The organism is Pseudothermotoga hypogea DSM 11164 = NBRC 106472, from assembly GCF_000816145.1.
GTDB lineage: Bacteria > Thermotogota > Thermotogae > Thermotogales > DSM-5069 > Pseudothermotoga_A > Pseudothermotoga_A hypogea.
In genome coordinates this window covers 1,015,133-1,039,981 of sequence record NZ_CP007141.1, presented here as the reverse complement: position 1 = coordinate 1,039,981, position 24,849 = coordinate 1,015,133, and the positions used below count along the sequence as shown (strand labels likewise).

Annotated in this window: 23 protein-coding genes; 5 read left to right on the top strand and 18 right to left on the bottom strand. The window is 49.5% G+C overall.

Features of this window, described 5'->3' with window-relative positions; translation table 11 throughout:
• Positions 1-39: 39 nt before the first annotated feature.
• Together AJ81_RS05215 and AJ81_RS05210 are read right to left on the bottom strand one after the other, a co-directional pair.
• The gene (locus AJ81_RS05215) at positions 40-1,275 is read right to left on the bottom strand and encodes an ABC transporter substrate-binding protein (RefSeq protein ID WP_031505001.1); all 1,236 of its coding nucleotides are present in this window, start codon (positions 1,273-1,275) and stop codon (positions 40-42) included.
• A 30-nt stretch (positions 1,276-1,305) separates the two neighbouring features.
• Positions 1,306-2,436, bottom strand: coding sequence for an ROK family transcriptional regulator (locus tag AJ81_RS05210; protein ID WP_031505000.1), 1,131 nt, complete (start codon positions 2,434-2,436; stop codon positions 1,306-1,308).
• A 235-nt stretch (positions 2,437-2,671) separates the two neighbouring features.
• Between AJ81_RS05210 and AJ81_RS05205 the strand changes: the two genes are divergently transcribed.
• Entirely contained in the window at positions 2,672-3,697 is a 1,026-nt protein-coding gene (locus AJ81_RS05205) for a glycoside hydrolase family 130 protein (RefSeq protein WP_197536851.1), read from the top strand.
• Here the strand turns inward: AJ81_RS05205 and AJ81_RS05200 are convergent.
• Genes AJ81_RS05200 through AJ81_RS05180 form a run of 5 tightly spaced genes read right to left on the bottom strand, consistent with a single transcriptional unit; the run spans position 3,687 to position 9,320 of the window.
• A complete protein-coding gene (locus AJ81_RS05200) occupies positions 3,687-4,901 on the bottom strand; it encodes a carbohydrate ABC transporter permease (RefSeq protein ID WP_031504998.1) in 1,215 nt (404 codons plus the stop codon). The genes AJ81_RS05205 and AJ81_RS05200 overlap by 11 nt on opposite strands.
• Positions 4,898-5,767, bottom strand: a complete 870-nt coding sequence (locus AJ81_RS05195) for a carbohydrate ABC transporter permease (RefSeq protein WP_081708927.1) — start codon at positions 5,765-5,767, stop codon at positions 4,898-4,900. Before AJ81_RS05195 ends, AJ81_RS05200 begins: the two co-directional genes overlap by 4 nt.
• Positions 5,768-5,810: 43 nt before the next feature.
• Positions 5,811-7,022 (bottom strand): sugar ABC transporter substrate-binding protein, encoded by a 1,212-nt coding sequence (locus AJ81_RS05190; RefSeq protein ID WP_031504996.1) that lies wholly within the window; start codon positions 7,020-7,022, stop codon positions 5,811-5,813.
• A gap of 1 nt (position 7,023) precedes the next feature.
• The gene (locus AJ81_RS05185) at positions 7,024-8,391 is read right to left on the bottom strand and encodes a glycoside hydrolase family 3 N-terminal domain-containing protein (protein WP_051368700.1); all 1,368 of its coding nucleotides are present in this window, start codon (positions 8,389-8,391) and stop codon (positions 7,024-7,026) included.
• On the bottom strand, positions 8,388-9,320 hold the full coding sequence (locus AJ81_RS05180; protein WP_031504994.1) for an ROK family protein: 933 nt from the start codon (positions 9,318-9,320) through the stop codon (positions 8,388-8,390). The genes AJ81_RS05185 and AJ81_RS05180 overlap by 4 nt, the downstream gene beginning before the upstream one ends.
• A gap of 1,025 nt (positions 9,321-10,345) precedes the next feature.
• Here AJ81_RS05180 and AJ81_RS05165 point away from each other — a divergent pair.
• On the top strand, positions 10,346-10,771 hold the full coding sequence (locus tag AJ81_RS05165; RefSeq protein ID WP_031504992.1) for a ribonuclease H family protein: 426 nt from the start codon (positions 10,346-10,348) through the stop codon (positions 10,769-10,771).
• 604 nt (positions 10,772-11,375) lie between these two features.
• Here the strand turns inward: AJ81_RS05165 and AJ81_RS05160 are convergent.
• Entirely contained in the window at positions 11,376-12,572 is a 1,197-nt protein-coding gene (locus AJ81_RS05160; protein ID WP_031504991.1) for a dicarboxylate/amino acid:cation symporter, read from the bottom strand.
• Positions 12,573-12,684: 112 nt separating this feature from the next.
• Between AJ81_RS05160 and AJ81_RS05155 the strand changes: the two genes are divergently transcribed.
• Positions 12,685-13,350 (top strand): FadR/GntR family transcriptional regulator, encoded by a 666-nt coding sequence (locus tag AJ81_RS05155; RefSeq protein WP_031504990.1) that lies wholly within the window; start codon positions 12,685-12,687, stop codon positions 13,348-13,350.
• Here AJ81_RS05155 and AJ81_RS05150 read toward each other — a convergent pair.
• The 10 genes from AJ81_RS05150 to AJ81_RS05105 all read right to left on the bottom strand — a co-directional run bounded on the left by AJ81_RS05150 (position 13,328) and on the right by AJ81_RS05105 (position 23,945).
• The gene (locus AJ81_RS05150; RefSeq protein ID WP_031504989.1) at positions 13,328-15,223 is read right to left on the bottom strand and encodes an alpha-glucosidase; all 1,896 of its coding nucleotides are present in this window, start codon (positions 15,221-15,223) and stop codon (positions 13,328-13,330) included. The two genes, AJ81_RS05155 and AJ81_RS05150, sit on opposite strands and share 23 nt — an antisense overlap.
• The gene (locus tag AJ81_RS05145; protein WP_231845446.1) at positions 15,210-16,553 is read right to left on the bottom strand and encodes an L-fucose/L-arabinose isomerase family protein; all 1,344 of its coding nucleotides are present in this window, start codon (positions 16,551-16,553) and stop codon (positions 15,210-15,212) included. The genes AJ81_RS05150 and AJ81_RS05145 overlap by 14 nt, the downstream gene beginning before the upstream one ends.
• A gap of 5 nt (positions 16,554-16,558) precedes the next feature.
• The gene (locus AJ81_RS05140) at positions 16,559-17,971 is read right to left on the bottom strand and encodes an aldehyde dehydrogenase family protein (protein ID WP_231845481.1); all 1,413 of its coding nucleotides are present in this window, start codon (positions 17,969-17,971) and stop codon (positions 16,559-16,561) included.
• A 20-nt stretch (positions 17,972-17,991) separates the two neighbouring features.
• On the bottom strand, positions 17,992-19,146 hold the full coding sequence (locus AJ81_RS05135) for a UxaA family hydrolase (protein ID WP_031504986.1): 1,155 nt from the start codon (positions 19,144-19,146) through the stop codon (positions 17,992-17,994).
• 5 nt (positions 19,147-19,151) lie between these two features.
• On the bottom strand, positions 19,152-19,433 hold the full coding sequence (locus tag AJ81_RS05130) for a UxaA family hydrolase (protein ID WP_031504985.1): 282 nt from the start codon (positions 19,431-19,433) through the stop codon (positions 19,152-19,154).
• Positions 19,434-19,450: 17 nt separating this feature from the next.
• A complete protein-coding gene (locus tag AJ81_RS05125) occupies positions 19,451-20,110 on the bottom strand; it encodes a transaldolase family protein (protein ID WP_031504984.1) in 660 nt (219 codons plus the stop codon).
• Between the two features lie 6 nt (positions 20,111-20,116).
• Entirely contained in the window at positions 20,117-20,935 is an 819-nt protein-coding gene (locus AJ81_RS05120) for a carbohydrate ABC transporter permease (protein ID WP_031504983.1), read from the bottom strand.
• Positions 20,932-21,840: a carbohydrate ABC transporter permease gene (locus tag AJ81_RS05115; protein WP_031504982.1), complete on the bottom strand. Its 909-nt coding sequence runs from the start codon at positions 21,838-21,840 to the stop codon at positions 20,932-20,934. Before AJ81_RS05115 ends, AJ81_RS05120 begins: the two co-directional genes overlap by 4 nt.
• Complete coding sequence (locus AJ81_RS05110) at positions 21,812-23,071, bottom strand: extracellular solute-binding protein (RefSeq protein ID WP_081708926.1); 1,260 nt, start codon at positions 23,069-23,071, stop codon at positions 21,812-21,814. Before AJ81_RS05110 ends, AJ81_RS05115 begins: the two co-directional genes overlap by 29 nt.
• A 340-nt stretch (positions 23,072-23,411) precedes the next feature.
• Positions 23,412-23,945, bottom strand: a complete 534-nt coding sequence (locus AJ81_RS05105) for a GNAT family N-acetyltransferase (protein WP_031504980.1) — start codon at positions 23,943-23,945, stop codon at positions 23,412-23,414.
• A 111-nt stretch (positions 23,946-24,056) separates the two neighbouring features.
• On the opposite strand from AJ81_RS05105, the gene rpmB reads away from it, so the two are divergent.
• Positions 24,057-24,257 (top strand): 50S ribosomal protein L28, encoded by a 201-nt coding sequence (gene rpmB / locus AJ81_RS05100; protein ID WP_031504979.1) that lies wholly within the window; start codon positions 24,057-24,059, stop codon positions 24,255-24,257.
• Between the two features lie 75 nt (positions 24,258-24,332).
• The gene (locus AJ81_RS05095; RefSeq protein WP_031504978.1) at positions 24,333-24,845 is read left to right on the top strand and encodes an adenine phosphoribosyltransferase; all 513 of its coding nucleotides are present in this window, start codon (positions 24,333-24,335) and stop codon (positions 24,843-24,845) included.
• Positions 24,846-24,849: the final 4 nt, after the last annotated feature.

The following is a 24,849-nucleotide window of genomic DNA, read 5'->3' as shown; positions in this document are numbered from 1 at the left end:
CCCTTTTCGAAGAGCCCGGGCCTCGCCCGGGCTCTTTCATCACTTTCCGGCGGCCTTTCTCAGGATCGCGGCGAGTTCTTTGAAGGCCTGTTCTGGTGTTTTCTCTTTCGCGATCGCAGCCTTGATGTGATCGTTTATCACTGCTCTGTTCGTCTGCACGATGGCGGCGGTGTCCGGATCGTACCAATCGGGAACCATGCTACCGCGCGTGGATTGATCGAGGTCTTTCATGACGATGGTGTACACTTCGTTGATCAGAGGATCTTCTATCTTGACTTTGTCTGCCAAGTCTTTGCGGTCCGGTATCAAGAAGAGTTTACCAGCGAACTCTGCGAGGTTCTGCTCGTTCGTCAAGAAGAACGCGAGCGCCGCACCTTTTTCGGTGAATGGTACTATGTACTTTCCACCGGTCATGACCGCACGCTCGCGCTTGTACGGCCACATGACGACACCCCAGTCGAATTTCAACTGCTCTCTGAACTGTGCCAGCATCCAAGTTCCAGAGACGTACATCGCCGCAAGACCGTTTTGGAAGTATTTTGCCGGTGCGTCACCCGTGAGCCACACTGCCTTGGGTATGAGATCTTCGTCGTGCAGCTTGACGAAGAATTCGAGTGCTTCGATCGATTCCTTCGAATCGATTATGATGTTCTTTCCTTCCCTGTCCCATATGCCGCCACCGAACACGTACAATAGGTTGGCGAACCTGTAAGGACTGAAATCGTAGACCAATGCGTACCTTGCGGCACCGCTCTGCTTGATCTTCTTCATGGCTGCGTACCACTCGTCGATGGTCCACGGCCTGTCCTTGGGTGGCTCTATGCCGGCTTTCTTGAAGATCTCCTTGTTGTAGAAGATCGCGTGTGCGTCGGAAGTGTAAGGAATACCAATGACCTTACCGTACTTCTCGTACAGCTTCTTGAAACCGGCCTTGTAGAAGGAAACGTTGTCGAGCCATTCTTCGAACTTCATGCCCGTGTACTTCTCCACCAAAGGTTTGAGATCGACCGCGTAATCCAACCAGGGCAGCAGGTCCGTCTCCCTTGCCACGTCTGGTGGAGAGCCTGCCTTCGCCATGGCGGCGAGCTTGGGCTTGTACTCCAGATAATACGGCAGGTTCAGTATGACCACCTTTTCACCCGTCTGTTTGGTGAATCTGTTGGTCTGTTCTGTGATCAGATCGAAGTCTGGACCGTCTGTGAACCACATGAGCACGGTGTCTGCGAAGACTGAGAGTGCAGCGATGACCATCAACAGAACCAACAACCTCTTCATACCAACACCTCCTCGAAAGAGTGTGATTTCTCACAGACGCATGAACCTCTGTTGCACCGCGAAGACTGCTCCGAGCGCGACGTCGAACCTTTCAACTTGACCTTTGCGCAAGTTCAGATTCTCGTAGAACTGGCTTGGAAGAAGTTCTTTCAACGTTGATAGCAAGATCTCTGAGATGTGCTCATAGTGGTTTTGACCTATTCTTCCTTTGAGGATGATCAACTGCGGGTCGAACAAGAGAACGGCGTTCGCGACGGCCGCCGCGATGTGTTTCAAACCTCTCTTCAACGATTCTCTCAGTTCCGCACTGTGCGTCATCGCGTCGAAGACATCTTCACTGTTCAGTCCGAGACTCGCCAACCTTTTGCTGATCGCATGACCTGAGAATCTTCTCGCCAGATGTCCGAAACTTTCTTCCTCGCACAGTTCTGGTTCTGATCGATCCAAGTCCGTGATCATCCACCCGAACTCTCCAGCCTTGCCGTAGAAACCTTCGTAGATCCTTCCGTCCAAGAGCACGGCACAACCAAGACCACTGTCGATGAAGACGAACAGAACGCTCTGGGACCCTCGAGCCGCACCCAAGCGATGTTCAGCGAGGGCAGCAGCTTTGACCCTGTTCACGACGATCACGCTCAAATCAGACTTTTCAGAGACCTCAAACGCAAGATCGTAGTTCGTCAAGCCTATCGCTGGAGCCGTTCTTACAACTCGACTGGTTGGGTCCACCATTCCAGCGATACCTATACCGACACCGAGTATCTTTTCCTTTGGTAACTGGTTTTCTTCCAAAGTTCGTTCCACCTTCTCCTTGCAGAAAGACACCAAGTGATTCGGTTCGACCGATCTGGGTATCTTCTCTTCCCGCGAATCGATCACGCGTCCAGCCAAATCTGTGACGATCAGTTCGAAGTACTTCTCTTCCAATTCGATTCCAACGCAGTACCACGCGTCTGGAACGAACTGCAAGGTGATCTTCGGTCTTCCCACCCTCGTTTTCCTTGTCCCAGATTCCACCACCAAGCCCTTCTTGATCAGCCGAGCCACCACGTTGGTAACGACAGGCTTGCTGACGCCCAATTCTTTGGCGATGTCCAAACGCGAAATGTTTTGATTGTCCCTTATCAAGCGCAGTACTGAGCCTTCAAGTTCGGTGAGCAAACCGGTCCCCCATTTAGTTAGCCTGTATTAACCAATATGATCATAAGACTGCCGTAACTCTCCTGTCAAGTCGTGGATTTGGGTGTTACATTATGAAAACTTTAACTGTCAAAGGGATCTCGGTGATAATCGCACATAATTGACCAAAAGGCCGCGTAGGAAAAATTATTCAGGAAAATCGACACTTCACCTATGACTCCATCGCGTGATGTAATAACTGGGTGAGGTGAACGGTGTGATCGAAGTTCAAAAGTTCTTGGAGCTCTTTAAACCAAGTCCGATCGGCGAGTTGAAATCCTCCGATAAGGTGAAGAGGCATCCAAAGAATCCCATACTCACGAGAAAACATGTGCCTTACTCTTCTGCCTTGGTCTTCAACCCGGGTGTGTGCAAGTACAAAGGAAAGTACGTCATGGTCTTTCGCAACGACCACGGCTCTTTTGAGGAACAGAGGCTCGAAGGCACGAACTTGGGACTCGCATTCAGCGACGACGGTGTAGAGTGGAAGGTCGAACCGAAACCCCTGCCGATGTTCCTGAGTGAGCCAGATGTATTGAGGATCTACGATCCAAGGCTCAACGTCGTCGAAGACGAACTCATCATGAGCTTCGCTGTGGACACCTTGCATGGCATCAGGGCTGGTATCGCGATCGTTCACGATTTTGAGAACTTCGAAGTGATCCATCTGTCCACCCCAGACAACAGGAACGTCGTGCTCTTTCCCAGAAAGATCAACGGTCGTTACGTGAGGCTCGAAAGACCTTTCCCAGTCTATGGAAGACTCGGCATGGAGAGGTTCGACATGTGGATGAGTTTTTCATTAGATCTTAGGTTCTGGGGTGAAAGCAGATTGTTGCTCGCAGTTGAGGACGTACCTTTCGCGAACTGCAAGGTTGGACCCGGTGCACCTCCCATCGAGACGGAGAAAGGATGGTTGGTGATCTTCCACGCGGTAGATGTCGATCCGAACAGAGGAAAGAACGGCTGGGAGGAGAAGTGGACCAAGCGTTACAGTGCCGGTGTGATGCTTTTGCATCTGAACGATCCGACCAGGGTTCTCGGTGTTTACAAACAACCCATCCTCGCACCCGAAGCAGAGTACGAGATCAGTGGAGGATTCAGAAACAACGTGATCTTTCCGACGGGCGCAGTTTTGGACGAAGAAGAGGTGAAGATCTACTACGGTGCGGCAGATACGACGATATGTCTCGCCACGGCGAAGGTGAAGGACCTGATCGAGCTGTGTCTGACTAACTCTTGATGGCACCCTCCAAGATACCAGAGATGATCCTCTTTTCGAATATGAGAAAGACAATGATGATGGGTAGTCCCGCTATCGTGGAAGCGGCCATGAGAGTTGGCCAAGTGAAGACGTTCAGCTTTTGATACAGCGCCAATCCGATCTGCACCGTTCTCATCTCGCGGGAGGTCGTGAGGATCAACGGATAGAACACATCGTTCCACGTGAGCACGAAGGTGTTTATGCCAAGCACGGAAAGCGCAGGTTTGCTCAGAGGTAAGAGGACGTTCCAAAAGATCCTGAAATCTCCCGCCCCGTCTATCCTCGCCGCCTGATCCAGCTCCAGCGGAAGTTGTTCGAAGTACTGTCGCATGAGAAAGATTCCAAAGGGTGTGACGAGATTCGGAAGTATCAGGGCCCAGTAGGTGTTTATCAGGTTGAGCTTTCTCATCAAGATGAAGGTGGGTATGATCGTGACCTGTGGGGGGATCATCATCGTTGAAAGGACGATCGAAAAGAGAAGTTCTTTCATTCTGAACTGTTTTCTCGCAAACGCGTAGGCTACGAGCGAGCAGAAGAAAAGGTTTCCAAAGACGGAGCAGACTGAAACGACTGTGCTGTTCAAAAGATATCTTCTGAAGTAGTCCTCTCTCAGGACCTTCACAAAATTGTAGAGCGTTGGATATCTGTTCACCAAGATCACATCGTCTATCTCCAGTGTTCCATCGCCTTCGATCGTTATTCTCAACTGAGAAATGTGTAAAACATCCAGCGTCAACTTCTTTGGTTCTACGTTCACTCTCATCGTTTTCCATTGCGATGTTGGATCTATGACGATCTCGGCAAATTTTTCCACACTCTCTCTTATGTCTTTGAAGAAGAAATTCATTTTCAGTGCACTTGAGGCCCTCACCTTGAAAACCAAGTGGGACAGTCTGTTGATGTCGGAAGAACCCATCGAGAACGCCAATCCGATAACTTCTTTGGATGAGTCCAACCTCGCAAAACTGTTTTTCTCATCCTTGACGAGTTCGAAGGCCTTTCCAATGGGACGGACCCTGGTCAGCAAAACGGTCCTTGGTGCTTCGAAATCTGACACGGTCTTTTCGATCGTTCTGTTGAACAGATCTCCTTCGGGCACGAAAGAGGTGGAGAACATCAAAAACGTTGGAAAAAGCGAGATCACAAGGAAGAGCACAAGCAAAGAATACACCAACACTTTCATAGTTGCTCACCCTTCAGAATCTTTCTTTGAAGCAATGTTATTGCCAGCACAATGAAAAACAGTACATAAGCGATCGCTGAACCGTAACCCATCTCGAACTTTCGAAACGAAACGTCGTAGAGATAATGAACTATCGTCTGCGTCGAGTTGGCAGGACCACCACCGGTGAGCGTGAAGATCTCGGTGAAGATCTGAAAAGAACGGATCGAGTTTATAGATACGACAAACAAGATCGTGGGTTTCAACAGAGGAAGCGTTATTCTTTTAAAAATCTGCCACTTCGTCGCCCCATCGATCCTGGCCGCTTCGTAGAGTTGCAACGGCAAACTTTGAAGACCTGCGACGAAGAGCACGGTGTAGTAACCCACGGCGGACCAGACGTCCATCACCATGATGGAGCCGAGCGCAGTCTTTTCGGAAGCGAGCCAGCTTCGCGCTGGTACGTCGATCCCCAGAGACCTCAACAGCATGTTCAAAGGTCCCATGGCGCTGTAGATATACAACCAGATCATCGATATGACCACCATGGAGATCACGGATGGTAAAAAATAACCAGCCTGAAAGAGACGTTTGAACTTGATTCCACTCGTCAACAGCACGGCCAGAAACAGTGAAATCACCGTCGTGGCTGGTACGGTGATCAGCACGAACAAGAAGGTGTTCGAGAGCGCTCTGAGAAAGACTCTATCGTTGAAGGCTCTGACGTAGTTGGAAAATCCAACGAATTTCATGTTCCACGTCAGACCAGAGTAATCCGTCATGCTGACGTAGATGGAAAAGACTATGGGATAGAGAACGAAGATGCAGAAACTCACCAACCAAGGTAGAATAAAGACAAGCGTTGTGATTTTCTCTCTTTTTCTCACGTTTTCACCCCAGAGAACCGGGGGCATTCGCCCCCGGCTTTTTTCATTTCACCTCATCGAGCACCCTCTGGATCTGCTCGTTGTAGTAGCTGAGAACTTCATCGACGCTCTTGTACCTGACGATGAGATCGTCCACGACGTTGGTCAGTATGTCTTCGATCTTCGGCCACGCTGGAGTCGGTGGTACAGGGAAAGCAGTCTTCAGTTGTTCGAAGAACACAAGATGCAACGGATTGTCCTCGAACCATGGGTCTGAAGCAGCTCTTGGATCGGCAGGGTACACTCCAGGATAGTGCTTGGTGATGATCATCGCCACTTGTGGTCTCATGAGGTAGTTTATCAATTTCCTTGCCGCATCGACGTTCTTGCACTGAGAAGGTATCGCGAGAACCTCACCACCCAAGAACGAAGCATGGATGCCTTCAGGCTTGTCGGGTTTCGGGATCAAGCAAACTCCGTAGTTCAAGTTAGGATAAGACTGCGCGAGCGTGCCTATGGACCAAGCTCCACTCACAAGGAAGCCAACCCTACCTTCTCCGAAGGCTTCACCGAGGTCTTTCTGCTTGCTCTTCAAAGCGTACTTCGACAGCTCTTGGTAGAACAAAGCGGTCTCTCTGTTCTGCGGTGAGTTCAGTACAGCCTTCTTAAGATCCTTCGACACCACGTCTCCACCGTTGCCCCAGATCGCGAGCAAGAACCACTCTTGCCATGGGCTGTACACTTCACCCGCAGGCAGTCCGATCCCGTAAACGCCTGGAAGTGCCGAGATCTTCTTCACCGCTTCGAGCAGTTCTGACCAAGTTTCTGGTGGTTTGTCTGGATCCAGACCTGCCTTGATCATGAGATCGACGTTGTAGAACATGGCGCGCGTTCCAAGGAGCCACGGATAGCCGTAGTACTTGCCCATGTACTCGGCACAGTTGGCACCTGGAAAGTTCTTGTACTTGGCGAGGTCTTCTGGATGCATCTCGAGCAGAACGTTCTTGGAAGCAAAGCTCGCAACCCAGGTGTTGCCGAGCTCCACGACGTCGGGTGCCGCACCGGCTGCGATCGCTGTAACGATCTTATCAAACCCCGTGGACCAAGACAGTTGAACAACCTCGACTTCGATGTCTGGATACTCTTTCGCAAAGCCAGCCAGGACTTCCTTCGCGAGCGCATCGTCCATCATGAACTGCCAGAACGCAAGCTTCGTCTTTCCAAGGCTCAGGACGGTGGCAAGAACCAAGACCACGAACAGTAGTTTCCTCAACATCCTAAACACCCCCTTGAGAGAGTTGTGCAAGTTTTCGAAAGACGTACCCTATCACCAGCGGACTCAGAGAGTATGTGACCACGTGAGGTTTGTCGCTGAAGTACTCCGCAAGGTGCGGGTTTCTCGTGATGATGTAGATGGTTGAAAATTTCCTCGAAAGCTCTCTGTGGAGTGAGATCTCATTTTCGGAAGCATCGACGATCAAATCTATGAGCAGATGTTTTGCATCGACAGAGCGGACCTGGCTGAAAGAAATGCACCGCGCCTTCAGATATTTTCGTGCTTGTTTCTTGATCGTCGCAACGTAAGAAGCGGAAACGTCCGCTGCGCTGTACGAGATCTCATCTGGTAGAACGAGCAACGCTGCTAAAGGTCTCAGACTCGAAACTTTGATTTCTACAGCTTTTTCGATCGCTTCAAACAAGTTCGCCACATCGCTCTCGACCTCAACAAGCTTGGAATTCACCCTGTCGATGGCCCTTTCAATCATTCTTTTTGGAATTCTTCCTGCCTGTAAGTTTTCCTCGATGGCTTCAAGATAGCCCTTCACGTTCTTCGCTTTCGAAACGATCAACATATCGCCAGATGCGTTGAAAAACTCCTGAACGATCTGGCTGGGTTTGAATCTCTTTGAGAGCGCCTTCATTTCCACCGCATCGCTGACAACGATTCCTTCGAAGGAGAGCTGTTCTCTGAGGATCTCTTGAACGATCTTTATCGAGATCGAAGCAGGTTTGGTATCGAGCGAACTGTAAACCAAGTGCGCGAGCATGACGAAATCGACTCTCGCGTCGATGGCTTCTCTGAAAGGTAATAGATCTTCTTGGAGTTCTTCGATGCTCGCATCGATGACTTCGAACTCTTCGTGGCTGTCCTTTCTGGATCTTCCATGCCCCGGAAAATGTTTCGCACACGAAAGAATCTTGGCACTCTTATACCCCTCGATTGACGCTTTACCCATCTCTGCGACGATTTTTGGATCTTCTCCAAAACTGCGATACCCCACCACGGCGTTCGAATAGGTTCTTTTCACATCCAGAACGGGTGCGAAGACGCTGTTGAAGCCAAGCCTTCGCAAGAAATTTCCCGCCATCTCACAGTAACTTCTCACGAACCTCGGATCTGTCCTACCAAGCAACAAGTTTCCCGGAGATGGAGGAACGAAAGGCACAGTTTCGAGTTGACCACCTTCGTGGTCGCAGGACACAAAGACCCTCCGCCCCTTGAGAAGATTCATGAGCTCTACAAACTGTGAGACATCTTCGAACATTTTGGGATAGATCAAAATTCCCCCTGCGCCGAGATCGAGAGCGATGTGCAGATCATTCAGATCGGAAACACCACAGAAGAGAAGTTTAGCGAAGTTCATGATCTCGCATCCTTTCTTTCAATGACTCGTTGCGCAAAGTCGAGATCGCTGAAGAATCTTTCGTAGAAAGCTCTAACAGCTCCCACTGCAACTGTCCTTGAACCGTTCTCGTCGATCTGCCAGTTCAAGGTCTTAACTTTTCTCACCGTCACTTGGTCTTCAATCTTTCGAACGATGCGTTGCAGCAGCTCTTCAGGCAACAATTTGAAATCTCCGCCGAGTATGAACAGCTCTGGATCAACGAGGTTGATGGCCGTCGCCATCTTGAACGCGGTATTTTCCACGAATTGATCTAAAGTTTTGCCGTCTTCAAATAGGACCGCAGGATCTTTCTCGAGATCTTCTAAGCTCACATTCTTTCGTGTTAGTGGCACTCCTTCACCCAGTTCACCCGCGGAGTGGTTGCTACCTTCGTAGATCTTTCCATCGATGATCAAACCCGCGCCCAGTCCGACGGGCTTTGAAAGCTCGTACGGTATCGAGAGTAAGAAGTACACCAGATTCTTTGCTCTACTCAGGTAACTCGCCGCAGCCGCGTTCGCGTCGTTGATCAAAAAGAAGGGTTTTTCTATCAATCCATCGAGTACGAAGTTCTTCAGCTCGAGCGCTTGAGAGATCAGCACGGTGTTGTTGGCGGAATCGATCAAGCCTGGCATGGCTATGGCGACTGCGTGGAACTGTCCGGCAGATTCGAAAGCTTGTCTCAAGATGTGAATCAGATTCTTCTGGTTCACATCGACGGTACGTTCCTCACACGAAACAACGTTCGAAGCGAAGTCCGCCAGAGCCCAGCACAACTCTCCCTGTTCCACAGAAACACCGAGCACCTTGAGCCATTCTGGGTTGAGCGAGAGCAAGCGCGTCTTTCTGCCACCAAATTGTGTGGGAGGAAGATAGCTTTTCACCATAACGATCTTCTGCTGGAGCAAAGGTTTCAGATTCCTCGAAACGGTAGATTCGTCAACAGAAAGGATCGCGCCGATCTGCCGCGCCGTGCATTCATTTTCTTTCGATAGAACACCCAGAATCGAATGCTGTAACTCGTTGATGTGGATCGCCCCCTATTAGTTGATTGCATCCTGCAACTAACATACCCGATTCTTTCCATACAGTCAAGGTCCAAAAATATCCTTCATTGAGAATTTCCAACAATTTCTGCCGATCATGGCCGCTCATCAGTCTTGTTCTCTCGATTACTCGCTTTATCTTTGTCTTTCTATCGGAATTGCTGTGTTGAGGGTGAGCTCCATCCCTCAAATGGGATTGTTGCCAACTCACCAAAACCTCTATTTCGTTGTGCCATCGAACATACAGCTTCATGGCACAAGCACGAAAAAACTAAATCCCTACAAGAACCCCACTACCAGCGCCGAACACCTCGACCAACAACCGTGATGTGGCTGGGATTTTTGTCCAAAACAGCAAAGATCAAGCGATTTTGTCGGGATCGTATACTAAGACAGGTGAAGGATGAGCGACGTACGTTGCTTTGAAGTTCCCTTAGTTGTAAGGCACGCCTTTCAACTTATCCTCCATGACCGACTGGCAGGTTCATCGAAGTGTGACCCGCACCGATCGTATCTGCTGAAGAGCAGTTTGTTCTCCTTGTCGAGCAGCACGATGGAGCTCGATGTGTGACCAGGGATCTATCAGCAACGTCTGAAAGAGTACCCACAAAACCTTTCAGATGTCCCTTCCCCACACTCGTGTGGATCAGGAGTGAACGCTGCGTGCCTTCTACGCAGCACATGCTGTCCTTAGAGAGCTTCATTTTCCACAAACAGGATCTCAACGTGATGTTAATGATAACAGCTGTCAGAACTCGGGGTTTTGAAACCTCAATATTAATAGGTGAAAGTGATGGGTCTTTGAAAAGTGAACGTGTGCCGAAGGTTTTGTCAAAAGCTTCCGTGAGCGAGGGATTCTTCATACAAATCTCAGAGGGGGTAGACAGATGACCATTTATACCGATGGTTCGTATTCCAATCAAACCAGCGTCTTAGGCTATGCCTTTTGTCTTGTAGAAGATGGTAAAGTGGAATACTTCTCGGACGCGTTCATCTTGAAAAACGGTAGCTCCACGATAGCCGAGATAGTGGCGGTCACAAAATCGCTTGAATATTGCTTGAAAAACGGCATCCAGAATCCGGTTGTAGTTCACGACTACGACGAACTACCTTTCTTTGCCTTTGGCTACAGAAGATGCCCACCGTCCATGTACAAATTTGTCAAGACGCTGCAAAGACTCACAAGAGAAGTGAAGCCGAGATTCCGTAAAGTGGAAGCCCACAAAGATGACACCTACAACAACATTGTCGACAAACTCGCAAGAGAGGCGATGCAACAGTTCTTCTCTCGAAGGACGAACAGCGACGTCTGAGCCAGCGAATGCGTTCGATGCAAACGATCAAGTTGATGGCCGTAAACCTCTTTTCTTGCTCCTCCAACGATCGCAACACTTGAAGCTACTTCGTCAGTGAATATAGTCCCGTTGGAATTCAGCAGCAGCTGAAGTGAAAATGAGTTTAAATCGGATCTGACAAGAACGAGAGCACAAAAAAGCCCCCGTGTTGCACGGGGGCCAAGTGTGATCAGCATCATTAAGCTTAAGAAAGTACGCTTTGCTCTCCCAGAATGAGGACTGGAAGCTTTCTCTTCAGGGTCCACGAGGCGATCTTTCTTTATAATTATCGGCTCGGGCCCACACCATCTCGTGAATTTCAAAGTCTGTCTTAAATTCTTTGTTGGCTTGTTCTCCGTCTCTCGGCCACGCACAATATCTACTATGAACTTTCCGAAAAGGGAGCGTGTTTCAACGGCTTAGACCAAGGCCAATGTACGGACTTCACGTTGAGGCCAGTGCACTTTCCTCAGGAGCGCTCCCATGAATAGATATACGGATATGGCTGTTGAGACAATGTAACCATCCCGTGTAGAAAAAAAGACGCCCCCTTGAACTGGGGCGTCTTTGAGAGTTTCCCTTTTCAGGCCTTCTCGCTACGATGTATGATCAGTGTACCAACCATGTCGCCAGTCACGTTCAAGCAGGTCCTTCCCATATCTAAGATCCTGTCCACACCTGCGATCAATGCGATGCCTTCCATGGGTAGTCCAACGGAAGTGAAAACCATCGTGAGCATGATCAAGCCGGCACCGGGAACTCCAGCAGTACCTATGGACGCCAAAGTTGCCGTAAGAACTATGGCGAGCTGCTGCGAAAAGCTCAAAGAAATGCCGAAGATCTGGGCGACGAAGAGGGCGCATATACCTTGATACAGCGCTGTTCCGTCCATGTTTATCGTCGCGCCAAGGGGCAGTGTGAAGCTGCTTATGGACTTTGGAACGTTCAGTTCCTTTTCAGCCACATCCATCGTGACGGGCAGTGTGGCGGAACTGCTACATGTTGTGAAGGCGACCAGCATGGCGGGTGCAGCCTTCTTGAAAAATTCTCCGGGGTTCATCTTACCCATCGTTTTCACAAGCAGAGAATAGACCACACCAGCGTGTATTGCGAGACCTATGTAGAGCGCGATGATCAGTTTCAACAGAGGCAGAAGCACCTTCGCGCCATGCGTGGCGACGGTGGGCACGATCAATGCGAACACGCCGATCGGTGCGTACCACATGATGATGCGAACGATTTTGTAGCTTGCCTCGGCCAGACCGTCAAAGAAGTTGAACACCACTTTTGCTCTTTCCCCGACGAGCGTGATCGCAATGCCTAAGAAGATCGAGAACACTATGATCTGAAGCATGTTCGCATCCACCATTGCTTTGATGGGGTTCGTCGGCACCATGTTGAGCAAAACACTCACCAATGAGGGAGGTTTGGCAGCGGTAACCTGGGCGTCGGTGGGTAAGGTCAATCCTGAACCTGGTTGCATCAAATTGCCCATGATCAATCCGATGATCACTGCGAGCGCGGTGGTGAATAAGTAATAAGCGATTGTTTTGGCCCCCACACGACCCAGTTTTCTAATGTTTTCAACACTCGCCGTTCCAACCACCAAAGACGCGAGCACGAGAGGTACGATGATCATTCTGATGAGGTTCAGGAACAAGTCACCGAAGGGTTTGATGTACGTTTGAGCAACTTTGGGGAACGGCTGAAGGATCAATCCTACCACCACACCTATCAGCAGACCCACCAAGATCCTGGAGGCAAGCCCGAGTTTCTTCATACCCTCGAACCTCCTTTCGCAGGATGAACATACGTACCAATATTATAGCGAATGCTGAGATCTTGCACAAAGCAGTGATAAACTTATCGTGGGAGGATTGAATTAGGCTGGTATGAAGAGCAAGTACGTCGTTGAGCAGATCAAGAACTTGATCGTATCACAAAAGCTGAAAGTTGGAGAAAAACTCCCGAACGAGAGGTTTCTCGCAGAAAGCTTCGGTGTTTCAAGGATCATCGTTCGTGAAGCGCTGAGTTATCTGAAAGCTTGTGGGATCATTGAAAGCAGACACGGGAGCGGGAACTACGTTTTGAAGATCCCGAACGATTCGAATTTTCAGAATGGCTCGATAGAGTACGATCTTGAAGAAGTCATCGACGCGCGAGAGCTTCTGGAGTCGACGATAGCGAGGATGTTTTTGCAGAACGTCACCCACGACATGATCCAGGACATGGAGTACATGGTTCAGAGCATGGAGATCAACTTCTTGAGGGACGATCTGGAGAAAGTTATAGAGAGCGATGTGAGATTCCACCAAATCTTCTCTAAGGCCTTTGGTAACTCCATCGTCTACTCGTTTTTGGACCATCTGACCGATTACATGAAGACCAGGATATGGCTGTTCCTGAAAAGAGACTATCTGTGGGACGAAGAATACCAGAAGAAATCGATCGAAAATCACAAAAGGATACTGCAAGCTATCTCGCGGGGCAGTCAGGATGAATTGCTCATGGCCATAAAGATCCATTACGATACCATCAGAGAACATCTCGAAGTTTGATCAACAGGTCTTGGATCAAAGATGAATCTTCTCTGAGAAAGACCGGTGGAAAGCCAATCGGTGCATCGATCTCGATCCAACCGCCCTTGAACCTCTTTTTCGTCCAGAGGTGTATCCATCCGTCCTTGGGAAGATAAACCCTCCAATTCTTGGTGTGCGGCTTTATGACGGGAGCGACCAAGACATCGTCACCCAACAGGTACTGATAGATCAACCTGTGACAGTTTGGATCGTTCGGATAGTTCATCGCCAAGTGCTTCACCAAGGGTAGGTTCTCCTCGTTGGCCTTCTTCAACTCTTGCTTCAGATAGTCCTTCAAGAGCCAGTGGATCTTCGACATGCGCGCGAAGTGTTTCAACACGTCTGGGTGAGAGTCGAACTGAAGGTTTTTGGAGGGTCGGTTCGTCTGGTGCGTTCTCATGATGGGCGAAAAGGCTCCGATCTCTGCCCATCTCATGAACAATTCTGGTGTTCTTTTGAGCCACAGCAAAGAGGTGAAACCACCCGTGTCGAAGTGCACCAACTTCACTCCACACATGCCCATGCTTAACATGGCTGGTATCACGGAGGCAAGCCCATCGCTCTTCGACCAATCCACGTTCTGATCCCCCGCCCAATAGATGGGAGAGTACCTCGTGGATGCAAGGTATCCTGCTCTCATGAAGAAGACCACTTCTTTGTTTGCCTCCTCAACAGCTTCGTAGTTCAACCTCGCCCAATCGACGGTATAAGCACTGTGATAACTCAAGCCATCTGCACTCTTCAGTCTCGCGTCTGAAGGCAGATACTCTCCATAGTCCGCCATCCAGCCGCTCATCCCGATACCGATCATGTTCTCTTTGATGATCTTCTTGTACCACTCGAAGGCATCTTTGTTGGTCAGATCGATCAGACCTGCTGGAAAGGTCGTCACGACGATGTCGTAAGGTTCGTTCTTTTCGTTCTTCACCAACAAGTCGTTTTTCAGCGCTTCTTGATAGAGCGATCCTCCCTTTATGAGAAACGGGTTTATGTAACCGAGGAAATGCACACCTTTCTCTTTCCACCTACTTATGTGTTCTGGTAAGTCGTGGTAATCTTTCCTGTCGTAACTCCAGTTCCAGTAGACCTGCCTTCCAAACTTCGTAATGTTTTTCCCACTCCAGTCTTGACACCAGAGTGCTGTGAGTGGTATGTCCCAACTTTCGCAGGTTTCAATCACCTTCTGTGCCGCTTCTATTCCACCTTGACTCGCTATCCAAACTCCAAAGACCCAATCGCTCACTTCAATGGATCTACCAAAGAGCATGTGAAATTTTCGAACCAGGTCCTTCAATTGACCATCCAGAAAAATGAGTTCGAACTCTTCGTCGTAAACCTCGAAGATCGTTTCGTCTTTGGATCTGAAATCTGCAACAACGAGCTTGTTCGTGTTGATAACAACACCGTATCCAACGCTCGAGAAGAAGACTGGTTGTGGGAAATAGCAGGTGTACCAATCGCCCCTCACACCTTTGAGCGAAGCGAGTAATGAGACCAAGTTCCAGCCCCTTCCGATGCCTTGCTCTTGGACAAAAATCGGAAACCTTTTGCCCTTCAAGTTCAAACGACAGAACTGTTCTCCCCCACCGTAGATGATTTCGTTCTTGAACCCCCTAAGCTTCACGATCAAACAGTTCGAAGCTTTGGATGAGATCTTCAAAGTGATGGGACTTTCAGAGACGAGTTTTATCGAGTCTGAATCGATCTTCGTCGAGTTGCTGAGTTTCGTTTTGATCTTGAAATGCCCATGCACGTCTTTTAAAGACAGGGTTGCATCGGCTTTCAATACGGTCCCATCGAAGAGTGTCTCGTTCGAAAGATACACTTTCGGACCTTTCTCAAATCTCAGCATGCACCTTCCACCCCTTCATGGACGCAAGCTCGAGGAAGTCTTCATACCAATCTCCGTAGGCCATGACGACATGATGGGCGAAACCTTTCTGCACAAGTGATTCGACCAGCCCAATGGGGTCGCTAACTTTCACTTTCACTTTCACGTACGTGCCCTTCAACAGCTTTTCTGTTTCTATGGCTTCACCTTTCGCCAGGAAGAGAGACCATCCTTTAATGTAGTCTATCCTCGCTATCGTCACAGGTCCTGGCTTGAGGACGAATCCCACAGTTACTCCTTTTCCACCTGCGAAGTAGGTGTCTAAAGTCCTCTCGGATCGTCCATCCCAGAGCGTGTGTGGTGCAACACCGCAGTGCCAGAAGAGCAGAGCGTTTTCTTCTTCAAAGATCTGACTGATATCGGAAAGATACATACCTTTACATCCGAAAGCCTTCAAAGTGAGCATTGTGACGGCGCCTAAGATATCTCCTTCACAGGCTGTGATCAATCCACTGGCCATGTCGTAACTCATCGCCGCACACGGCGAAACTCCGTAGTGCATCGCGAACTCGGGCCAACATCTTATTGCGAGGGCCGAGGATCTCGTCGTTTGAGCGATACTTCGAAACGTGGCGGCCAACCTCGCGACCTTTTCCAGTCTCACATCGTCCATGTTTTCGTCGTATCGGTATATGTTTTTGTAGTCCTCTTCGATCTTTTGAACTTCTTCTTCGGATGGACTGTGCTTGAAAACCATCTCCAAGGGTAGAACCTCCACGATGATCTTGAACTCTTTGAACAATTCAGGCTCGTAGACGTCGATGTTCATGAAAGACTTGGCATGACCACCGATCAAGGCTATCTTCGAATCTCTCCAAATCTTGATCGCCCTGATCGCGTTGAGCCAGCGTGAGAATTTTTTGATGAATCTTTCATCCTCGGCGGTTCCGTAGATGAATCGAACGTTCCTTCTGCCGGATCTGTAAAGGTTGGAAAAGTCCAGATGCGCACCAACCAGTGAGTTCAGCCTGACTCTGTCGCCACGATAATCCGGCTCCGGCACGGCCCAGCACATGATCGGAACGTTTTCGAATTCGGATGAAACGCTCAACGCGAGATCTCCAAGGTGAAACGTTGCGCTCAGCAGGACTATTCCGTCTATCGATTCTTTCTTCAGCGTGTTCAAAAAATTCGTCATCGATTCGACGTACTCGACGATTTGTGATGGCGCGAACCAGCGTACGCCTTCGAACCTCTTCAAGAGGTTCAGCTGTCTTTGGAACACCTTCTTACCCTCTTCTATGTCGTAAGTGCTCCTCACTAAGGGAATCAAAGCGATCTTCAATTCCACGTTTTTCACTCCCTGATCTCGATCACCACCGTCTTCATCTCGGTCATCTCCTCTATCGCGAATCTCACGCCTTCTCTTCCTATTCCGCTTTCTTTGTATCCACCGTAAGGCATGAAATCTGCTCTGTATCGTGGTCCGTCGTTCACGATCACACCACCGAACTGGAGTTCTTCTATGGCCTTCATCGCTTCGAAGATGTTGTTTGTGAAGATGCCCGCCTGAAGACCGTAGCGGGTAGAGTTTGCCAGATTGATCGCCTCGTCGAGACTTTCAAAGCTGTTCACCGCTACCCCGGGACCGAACAGTTCTTCGGTCATGATTTTTGTGGAAGTCGGCACTTCCAAAAGCACGGTTGGCTGGACCAACGTGTACTCGCGCGTGCCACCTGTCGCAACCTTCGCACCTTTATCTCTTGCTTCTTCGAACCAGTCCACGATCCTCTCGGCGTTCTGTTCGTCTATCACTGGTCCCATCTGCGTTTCTTCCTTCCTTGGATCACCGACTTTTATTTTTTCAACTCTTTCGACGAGCCTGTCAACGAAGTCTCTGTAAATATTCTTGTGTACGAAGACCCTTTGTACTGATATACACACCTGACCTGCGATCGAGAAACCCCCGGCGATGGTGGCATGGACAGCTCTGTCTATGTCGACACCATCACAAACTATCAAAGGTGTGTTCGAACCGAGTTCCAAAGAAAGCTTCTTCAAACCAGCGTTCTGGGCGATCTGTTTTCCCACCTCGACGCTTCCTGTGAAACTGACGAGCCTGATCCTTTCGTCCCGAACCAGTCTCATTCCCACGCTGCCACCCGGTCCGGTCAAAACGCTGATCGCCTGGGGTGGCATACCAGCTTCTAAAAGTAGTTCGCCGAGTATCAGAGCGTTCAAAGGCGTTTGTGAGGTTGGTTTCACAATGATAGAGTTACCAGCGGCGATCGCCGGAGCGACCTTGTGTGCGCACAGAGCCAGCGGAACGTTGAAGGGAACTATGGCGAGGACTACTCCAACCGGTTCTCTGACGAAGTAGCCTCTCTTTTTCTCCGAACCCTTGACGCTGTCGAACGGCAGTGTCTCTCCGTGTATCCTCTTTGCCTCTTCACATGCCAGTTTGAATATCTCTGCGGTTCTCTCGACTTCGGCCGTCGCTTCCCTGATAGTTTTTCCGACTTCAAGGACCAGAGTCTGAGCGATCCTCTCTTTGTTTTTGAGAATCAGAGAAGCCGTGTTGAGCAGTATCTCTGCCCTCTGCCAGGCGGGAGTTTTCTTCATTATCTTTGCACCTTCCAACGCATTAGAGATGGCCGTTTCGATGTCTTCTTCCTCTGCGATGGGCACGTTGTCCACGACGGAGCCGTCATATGGGAATCGGACTTCTATCTTTTTTGGTCTATCGATCCACTTTCCAGCAACGAGCATCTTCAAGGCAACCACTCCCTTCATGCGCTTGGATAGAGTTTCGTCAAAACGAACTCTTTGTGGTTCAGTATCTCTGCTTTCACCATCCTACCGTTCGCAGTCTCGATTACCCTTTTCCAGAGTACATCGGCAGCCTGATCGAGATCCATCTCTCCCCTCAACACGGCGGATACATCCACGTCGATGTGCTCGGACATGTTCACGGCAGTCTTGGGATTGGCAGTGATCTTCACCACCGGCACGATAGGATTTCCTATGGGATTGCCCTGACCCGTTGGAAAGAGATGTATCACGGCACCTGCTGCGGCGAACAGCGTCACAGCTTCAGCGGCTGCGGAAGAGGTGTTCATGAAGTAAAGACCTTTTCCTTTCGGTGGTTCTGCGTAGTCGAGTGCGCCATCGATCATCGCGTTTCCTATCTTTTGGATGTTCCCGAGCGCCTTTTCCTCTATGGTACTCAGACCACCCGCTATGTTTCCTTCGGTCGGTTGCGAACCGAGCAGGTCGACCCCTTGCGACTTGACCAACTGTTGGTACTCTTCGAAGAACTTCAAGAACTTTTCGCGCTCCTTCTGATCTTTAAACCTGCTCGCGACGATGTGTTCCGCCCCGGTCAGTTCGGTCGTTTCACCGAACAGGACCGTTCCACCGATGCTCAAAAACCTTTCTGTGAACCTTCCAACCACTTTGTTCGCGCCTAAACCAGATGTCGTGTCCGATTCACCGCACTTCAGACTGATCATCAGTTCGCTAATGTCGACTGGCTCTCGACGCAGATTGGTGGCATCTTCGACCAATTTCACGGCCACTCTCGTGACCTTCTCGATCGTTTTTATTTGCCCGCTACCTTCAACCCAGAAAGCCTCAACGGGTTTCTTCGTCTTCGCTATGCCCTCTGCAACGATGGTGGCCCATTTTGGTTCAATCCCAACGACGATGGCCGCCGCAACGTTCGGATTCGAACCTGTGCCTATGAGCGTTTTGAAGAGAAGTTCGAGGTCTTTTCCAAACTGGAGCCTTCCATACGGATGCGGTATGGCCAAAGTTCCAGCAACGGCCTTTTCCACCGCTTCCACCACTGCGTTGGATATGTCATCGACAGTTATCAACAGAATGTAGTTCCTCACTCCCACCTTGCCATTCTCTCTCCTGTAAGCCAGTATTTGTCTTTCCATTCAATTCACCCCCACCTGAGACTGCGTATGTTGTGAACGTGTACGTGCTCGCCTTTCATGATCTTCTTTGTCGCAACGCCTATGATTTCTCCATATTCTTTCACTTTCTCACCCTGCTCGATGTCTCTCAACGCTATCTTGTGACCCAAGGGTATATCCTGCTGAACGTCGATCTCATACTCCGTGTTACTTTCCAAGGTTCTTCCGCGAGCGGTTTCTCCTTTCTTCAGATCGACGACGGCGACACCCACATCGTCCCCATCTTTGTGAACCAAGAATCCCAGCATTCTTTGTCACCCCCATCTCATTTTTGAATCTGATCCCAGGAATCTTTGAAGATGTCCAATCCGAGGCTCGAGTAAGGGTTCTCGAAAGATCTCTTGTAAACCTCGAATGATGCGGTTATGATGTCTGCCCCAGCCAAAGCCGCCTCGGTGAAGTGCCGTGCGGATCTGACGGCGGCGATCAGGATCTTCGACTTGAAACCGTAGTTCTTCACAGCTCTCACGACGTTGCTGATGAAATCCACATCGTAATCGCCACGTTCTTCTTTCCAACCTACAAACGGACTTATGTAGTAGGCGCCGAGTCTGGCGGCTTGTAAGGCTTGAACCACGTTGAAAACTAAAGTCACGTTCACCTTCACTCCCTTTTTGCTGAGCACGCTCAGCGCTTCGAAACCAGCCTCTGTCGCGGGAATCTTTATGACGAAGTTTTCGCACATCGAAGCGATCCTCTGAGCTTCTTCGATCATGCTTTCGGCGTCGTTCAAGTGTGGATTCACCTCGATGCTCACGCTGATGTTTGTGTTTTCAACCAGCGGTTTGATCTTCTCGATGAACTGCTCGACTTTCATCTTGGCGTTCGCAAGATGTCTGGGATTTGTCGTGACTCCATCGATCTTCCATCTTTTGATCGCATACTCGATTTCATCCAGCTTCGCACTGTCCAGAAAGAACAACATGATACATCACCCCTTTATGCCACCGGCCGAAAGGCCTCTTATTATGTACCTTTGAAGGCTCAACGTCACCGCGAACACGGGAAGCAACATTATCGTTCCCGCGGCGGAGAGCTGCCCCCACAGAGGCGCGTACTGACCTAAGAACGCGTTCACCACGATCGGAGCAGTCTTGGCTCTTGTGCCCGTCAAGACCAAAGCGTAGATGAACTCGTTCCAAGACATCAAGAAAGCGAAGACCGCGGCAACGACGATCCCGGCCGAAGCCAGGGGAAAGAAGATCTTCAAGAATATCTGAAACGTTCTACATCCGTCAACCTTCGCTGCCTCTTCGTACTCTCGAGGGATCGACGAAAAGAACGGTAACAAAAGCGCCACAACGTAAGGCAAGTTGAAACTTATGTGCGCGAGAGACAGACCCAGAACGTTGTCGTTCAACCCGATCGATCTGAAGATCATGTAGAAAGGAACGGCGAGCGATATCTGCGGTATCATTCGGACCATGAGCAAAATGAAAATGAGAGCGTCGTTGAACTTGAAGTTGAACCTGCTCAGTCCGTAGGCTGCCATCGAGCCGAGTGAGACGGAAACGAGCGCCGAAAGACTGGCGACAACGAAAGAGTTTCTCAAAGATCTCGGAAACTCCCTGTGTGTGAAGATCAGTTGGTAACTCCTCAAGGTCGGCTTGAAGTAGAAAGGATTCTTACTCCAGATGTCTATGTCCCTCTTGAACCCGTTGACGATCACGACCATTATTGGAAAAAGCTCAATCAGGACGATTGAGAGGGCCACTAACAGAACAACGAAGGAAATCACTCTTTTTCTCATTCGATCTCACCACGCAATCCACGTTTGACCACGAAGTAAGATATGAAGAGCGCAACTATCAAGAGAAACACAGCAACAGAGGCGGCATAAGAGAGTCTTCCAAATTCGAACGCTTGTTTGTGAATGTAGAGAGAAAGCAGCATCGTCGCGTTCGACGGACCACCGTAGGTCATCACGTAGACTTCAGAGAAGATCCTCAGAGCATCTATCATCCTGAGTAGGAAAGCGGTGGCTATGACGGACTTCAAATAAGGCAACAGCACGTACCAAAACCTCTGGAAAAAGTTTGCACCGTCTATCCTCGCTGCCTCAACGTACTCTGATGGCATCGAGGAAAGGCCTGCATAGATGATCATGAACATGAAAGGCCACATGCGCCAGATGTCCTGAAGAAGTATCGCCACGTAAGCGTACCTCGTGTCTGCAAGCCAAGCGATCGGTCCGAGCGAGATCGAGTTGAAGAAACTTGCCAGTACACCGTAACTGGGCTGGAGCATCAAACGCCACGTCAAACCTGAGAGGACAGGTAGCACGAAAACTGGAAGCATCAGGAGTGAGCGCAGAATTTTCGAAAAGGGAAATTCTCTGTTGAACAGGATCGCCACGAAAAGACCAATCACCAATTGAATGGGTATCGCGATTGCGATGAATCCGAGTTGCAAACTCAAAGAGTGCCAGAAGTTCCTATCTCTAATCATCTCAGAATAATTTCTCAAACCGATGAAGTTCGTCTTTCCCAGATACAAAAGCTCTCTGTCGGTTAACGAGATCGCCAGAGCGTAAATGACAGGATAAGCTAAGATCGCACCAACGACTATCAGTGCTGGCAGAACGAAGACGAAAAAGGGGGCGAGGAACCGCCCCCTCTTTTTTGGATCAATAACCATACTTCTTGAGGACTGCATTGATCTCCTCCACCATCCTGTCAACGGCAACTTCAGGTGAAACTCTTCCAGATACCGCATCGAGCCAGTTGTTCCTTATGACCTGTGAAACTTCTGGATATCTTTCGAACCTTGGTCTTTCAACTGCATATTTCATGGACTGGTATATACCCAGGAACCAGGGTCTTTCCTTGGAATAGGCTGGATCTTTGAGTAGAGATTCCCTTGCGGGTGTCAAACCTTTTGGTATCAGTTTTCTGCCGGTCTCCACGGACATCCACCAGTAAGCGAACTCTGCAGCCGCTGTTTTCTCTTTCGCGGCGAGTGGTATTGCCACTATCCAGCAACCCCTCACAGCTGCAGCTTTCGCTGGTCCAGCCGGTGGTTCTGTGTAAACGACGTTACCTGCGACGAGCGATTTTTCGGGATTTTCGATATCGGGAACCAAAGCTGGCCAGTTGAACATAGAAAAGACCTCTCCTCTTGAGAATGCCGCAACCCTTTCAGCGTGACCGTAATCCAACGCACCGGGGGGCGCATACTTCAAGAGTTCTCTGTAGAAGTTGATCGCTTCGATGGCCTTCTGTTTGTCCAGAACCACGTTGTAGCCTTTGTCTGTGACTTGAAGGACCTTGGTACCGAAGCTTTCAAACATCCAGATCGCTTCGCATGTGGCTCCTTCCGTTGGTTTTGTGAACGGGGCCCAGCCATAGATGCCTTTTTTCGAGAGGAACTTTGCCATGTCAAGAAGTTCTTGCAGAGTCTTCGGAACTCTCATTTCATAGCCGTATTCTTTCTTGAACTCGTCCTTGTACTTTTCAATGATGTCCTTTCTGGTCAACCATATGTACACGTTTGCGTTGACTGGGAGTCCCTTGAACTCTCCTTTCCATTGGCCAGCTTCCAAAGCCAGCGGCATAATATCTGCCATGCTCGGTCGCGTGTAGAACTTAGTCTCCGGCCACTGTGCAAACGGCAGCAGCAAAGGTGCGACCAAGGGTATGTTCGGTTCGTCCACGGCGATGAGATCGTAGTCAGACCTTTCCGCAGTCACGCTGATCAACGTCTTCTGAAGTAGCGTGCCGCTCGGCACAAGTTCGAGCTCTACCTTGATGCCGGTCTTCTTCTCGAATTCAGGTAAACCTTCTCTGAGGGCTTGTGTGAGCGCATCGTCCCAGAGCAGAACACGCACGGTCGCAGCCATGAGCGTGAGTGTGAGCAACACTGCCAGACAGATTAACCACTTCCTCACAGACATCCCCCCTCCGTTTGGATTTTGAAAAGAACCGTTCACACATTTATTCTAAAAGTGGTATTACCACTTTTCAAGTGCAGTTTTCGCCCTTCTCAGCACAATATCACCAAAGAATTCCGGTTTGCAGCGATCTTCGCCTTGATGTTCAAAATATCTCCATCTTTCTTTCGTTATCTTTTCAGATTTAGCTTTTTAATAGTCTGGACTATGTTGTGCGTGGAATTTGAAGATGAAGAACGGGATAGAGTCCTTCTTGGAAGGTTCCGATACGCAATCACGAAATGTGGAACGGTACTGCCGGAAACTTGGAAGCGCTTGAAAGGTTTGGCTATCGCGCTCAAGATTGTCTGGAAAAATACTCCTCTGCCAGTATGCCCATCACGATGACATCGTGGTACTCGCCTTTCAGATACCTCGCTTTTCTCAGTACTCCTTCCCTCACGAAGCCACACTTTTCGTAGACACGTATCGCGCGATGGTTGTATTCGTACACGCGAAGCTGTACCCTGTTCATGTTCAGATACTCAAAAGCGTATTTCAAGGTAAGCTGTGTCGCTTCCGTCCCAAGGCCCAAGTTCCAGTAGTTTCTATCGGTTATGGCGATGCCAAACTCGGCACACCTGCTCACCCAATCTATAGAGTGCAAACCCGTCGTTCCAACCAGTTGGTTCGTTTCCACTGGAACGATGGCAAAGACGATGTCTCTCTGGCTCGCGTACAGATTCTTCACCCATTCTTCCTCCCTGATTCTGTTCAGTGGAAACACGCTCAACAGATACTGCCTCACTTCCTCGTCGTTGATGTTCAACAACCTGTCGATGTCGGAAATGTCGATCGGTCTGAGAATGGTTCTTTCACCTCGAAGTATCATGCCATTCCTCCTCAATCTCGGTAGGTTTTATAGGTATTCTAACCTAATTCTTGAAAACTTCAAACACATCTGGTAATATTGTCTCGGCTGAACGGGAAAGGGGTATGCGACATGGCGAAAAGGTGCGAAATCTGCGGAAAAGCTCCCGTGGCTGGTAAGAACGTGAGCCACTCGAACAGGCACACACCGAGGATGTTCAGACCGAACATCCAGAGGGTGAAAGTTGTACTCGAGGATGGAACGATCAAGACCATGAAGGTGTGTGCCAAATGTCTGAAGGCAGGAAAAGTCAAGAAAGCAGCAGCAGTTTGATCGCGCGGAGGACCCGCGCGATCTTATTTTTTGCTAAAATGTACTTGTGAGACTTGAAAAAGGACGGTGAGCGTTGTGGAGCTGAAAAGTTTCATCAGGGATATTCCCGATTTTCCCGCAAAGGGTATCATCTTCAGAGACGTCACCCCTCTGCTTAAGAACCCTGCGGCTTTCCAGAAAGCGATCGACGAGATGACGAAGATCTTGCAGGATATGAAGTTCGATCTCATCGTCTCTCCCGAAGCGCGTGGCTTCATCTTTGGTGCGGCTCTTGCGTACAAGCTTGGCAAAGGTCTTGTTCCCGTAAGAAAGCCTGGAAAGCTGCCTTATAAAACCGTTTCCATCGAGTACAACCTGGAGTACGGGACTGCTCAGCTTCACATGCATTCGGACGCTCTTCAGCAAGGTCAGCGTGTGATCATTGTGGACGACGTCTTGGCAACTGGTGGTACGGCCGCGGCTATAGCCAGCTTGGTGAAGAACGTGGGTGGTGAAGTGGCGGGAATGTGTTTTCTCATAGAACTGAGTTACCTCAGCCCGCGTGAGAAACTGAAAGATTACGATGTTCGTTCCGTTCTGGTCTATTGAGGAG

Bases quoted from the DNA above. Each gene is read 5' to 3' on its own strand.
- AJ81_RS05215 (WP_031505001.1), bottom strand. From the start codon at position 1,275: ATGAAGAGGTTGTTGGTTCTGTTGATGGTCATCGCTGCACTCTCAGTC.
- AJ81_RS05200 (WP_031504998.1), bottom strand. From the start codon at position 4,901: ATGAAAGTGTTGGTGTATTCTTTGCTTGTGCTCTTCCTTGTGATCTCG.
- AJ81_RS05130 (WP_031504985.1), bottom strand. From the start codon at position 19,433: ATGCTGGGATTCTTGGTTCACAAAGATGGGGACGATGTGGGTGTCGCC.
- AJ81_RS05115 (WP_031504982.1), bottom strand. From the start codon at position 21,840: ATGCAGTCCTCAAGAAGTATGGTTATTGATCCAAAAAAGAGGGGGCGG.
- AJ81_RS05140 (WP_231845481.1), bottom strand. From the start codon at position 17,971: ATGCTCGTTGCTGGAAAGTGGATCGATAGACCAAAAAAGATAGAAGTC.
- AJ81_RS05105 (WP_031504980.1), bottom strand. From the start codon at position 23,945: ATGATACTTCGAGGTGAAAGAACCATTCTCAGACCGATCGACATTTCC.
- rpmB (WP_031504979.1), top strand. From the start codon at position 24,057: ATGGCGAAAAGGTGCGAAATCTGCGGAAAAGCTCCCGTGGCTGGTAAG.
- AJ81_RS05155 (WP_031504990.1), top strand. From the start codon at position 12,685: ATGAAGAGCAAGTACGTCGTTGAGCAGATCAAGAACTTGATCGTATCA.
- AJ81_RS05160 (WP_031504991.1), bottom strand. From the start codon at position 12,572: ATGAAGAAACTCGGGCTTGCCTCCAGGATCTTGGTGGGTCTGCTGATA.
- AJ81_RS05135 (WP_031504986.1), bottom strand. From the start codon at position 19,146: ATGGAAAGACAAATACTGGCTTACAGGAGAGAGAATGGCAAGGTGGGA.
- AJ81_RS05120 (WP_031504983.1), bottom strand. From the start codon at position 20,935: ATGAGAAAAAGAGTGATTTCCTTCGTTGTTCTGTTAGTGGCCCTCTCA.
- AJ81_RS05185 (WP_051368700.1), bottom strand. From the start codon at position 8,391: ATGAACTTCGCTAAACTTCTCTTCTGTGGTGTTTCCGATCTGAATGAT.
- AJ81_RS05150 (WP_031504989.1), bottom strand. From the start codon at position 15,223: ATGCTGAGATTTGAGAAAGGTCCGAAAGTGTATCTTTCGAACGAGACA.
- AJ81_RS05165 (WP_031504992.1), top strand. From the start codon at position 10,346: ATGACCATTTATACCGATGGTTCGTATTCCAATCAAACCAGCGTCTTA.
- AJ81_RS05190 (WP_031504996.1), bottom strand. From the start codon at position 7,022: ATGTTGAGGAAACTACTGTTCGTGGTCTTGGTTCTTGCCACCGTCCTG.
- AJ81_RS05125 (WP_031504984.1), bottom strand. From the start codon at position 20,110: ATGTTGTTCTTTCTGGACAGTGCGAAGCTGGATGAAATCGAGTATGCG.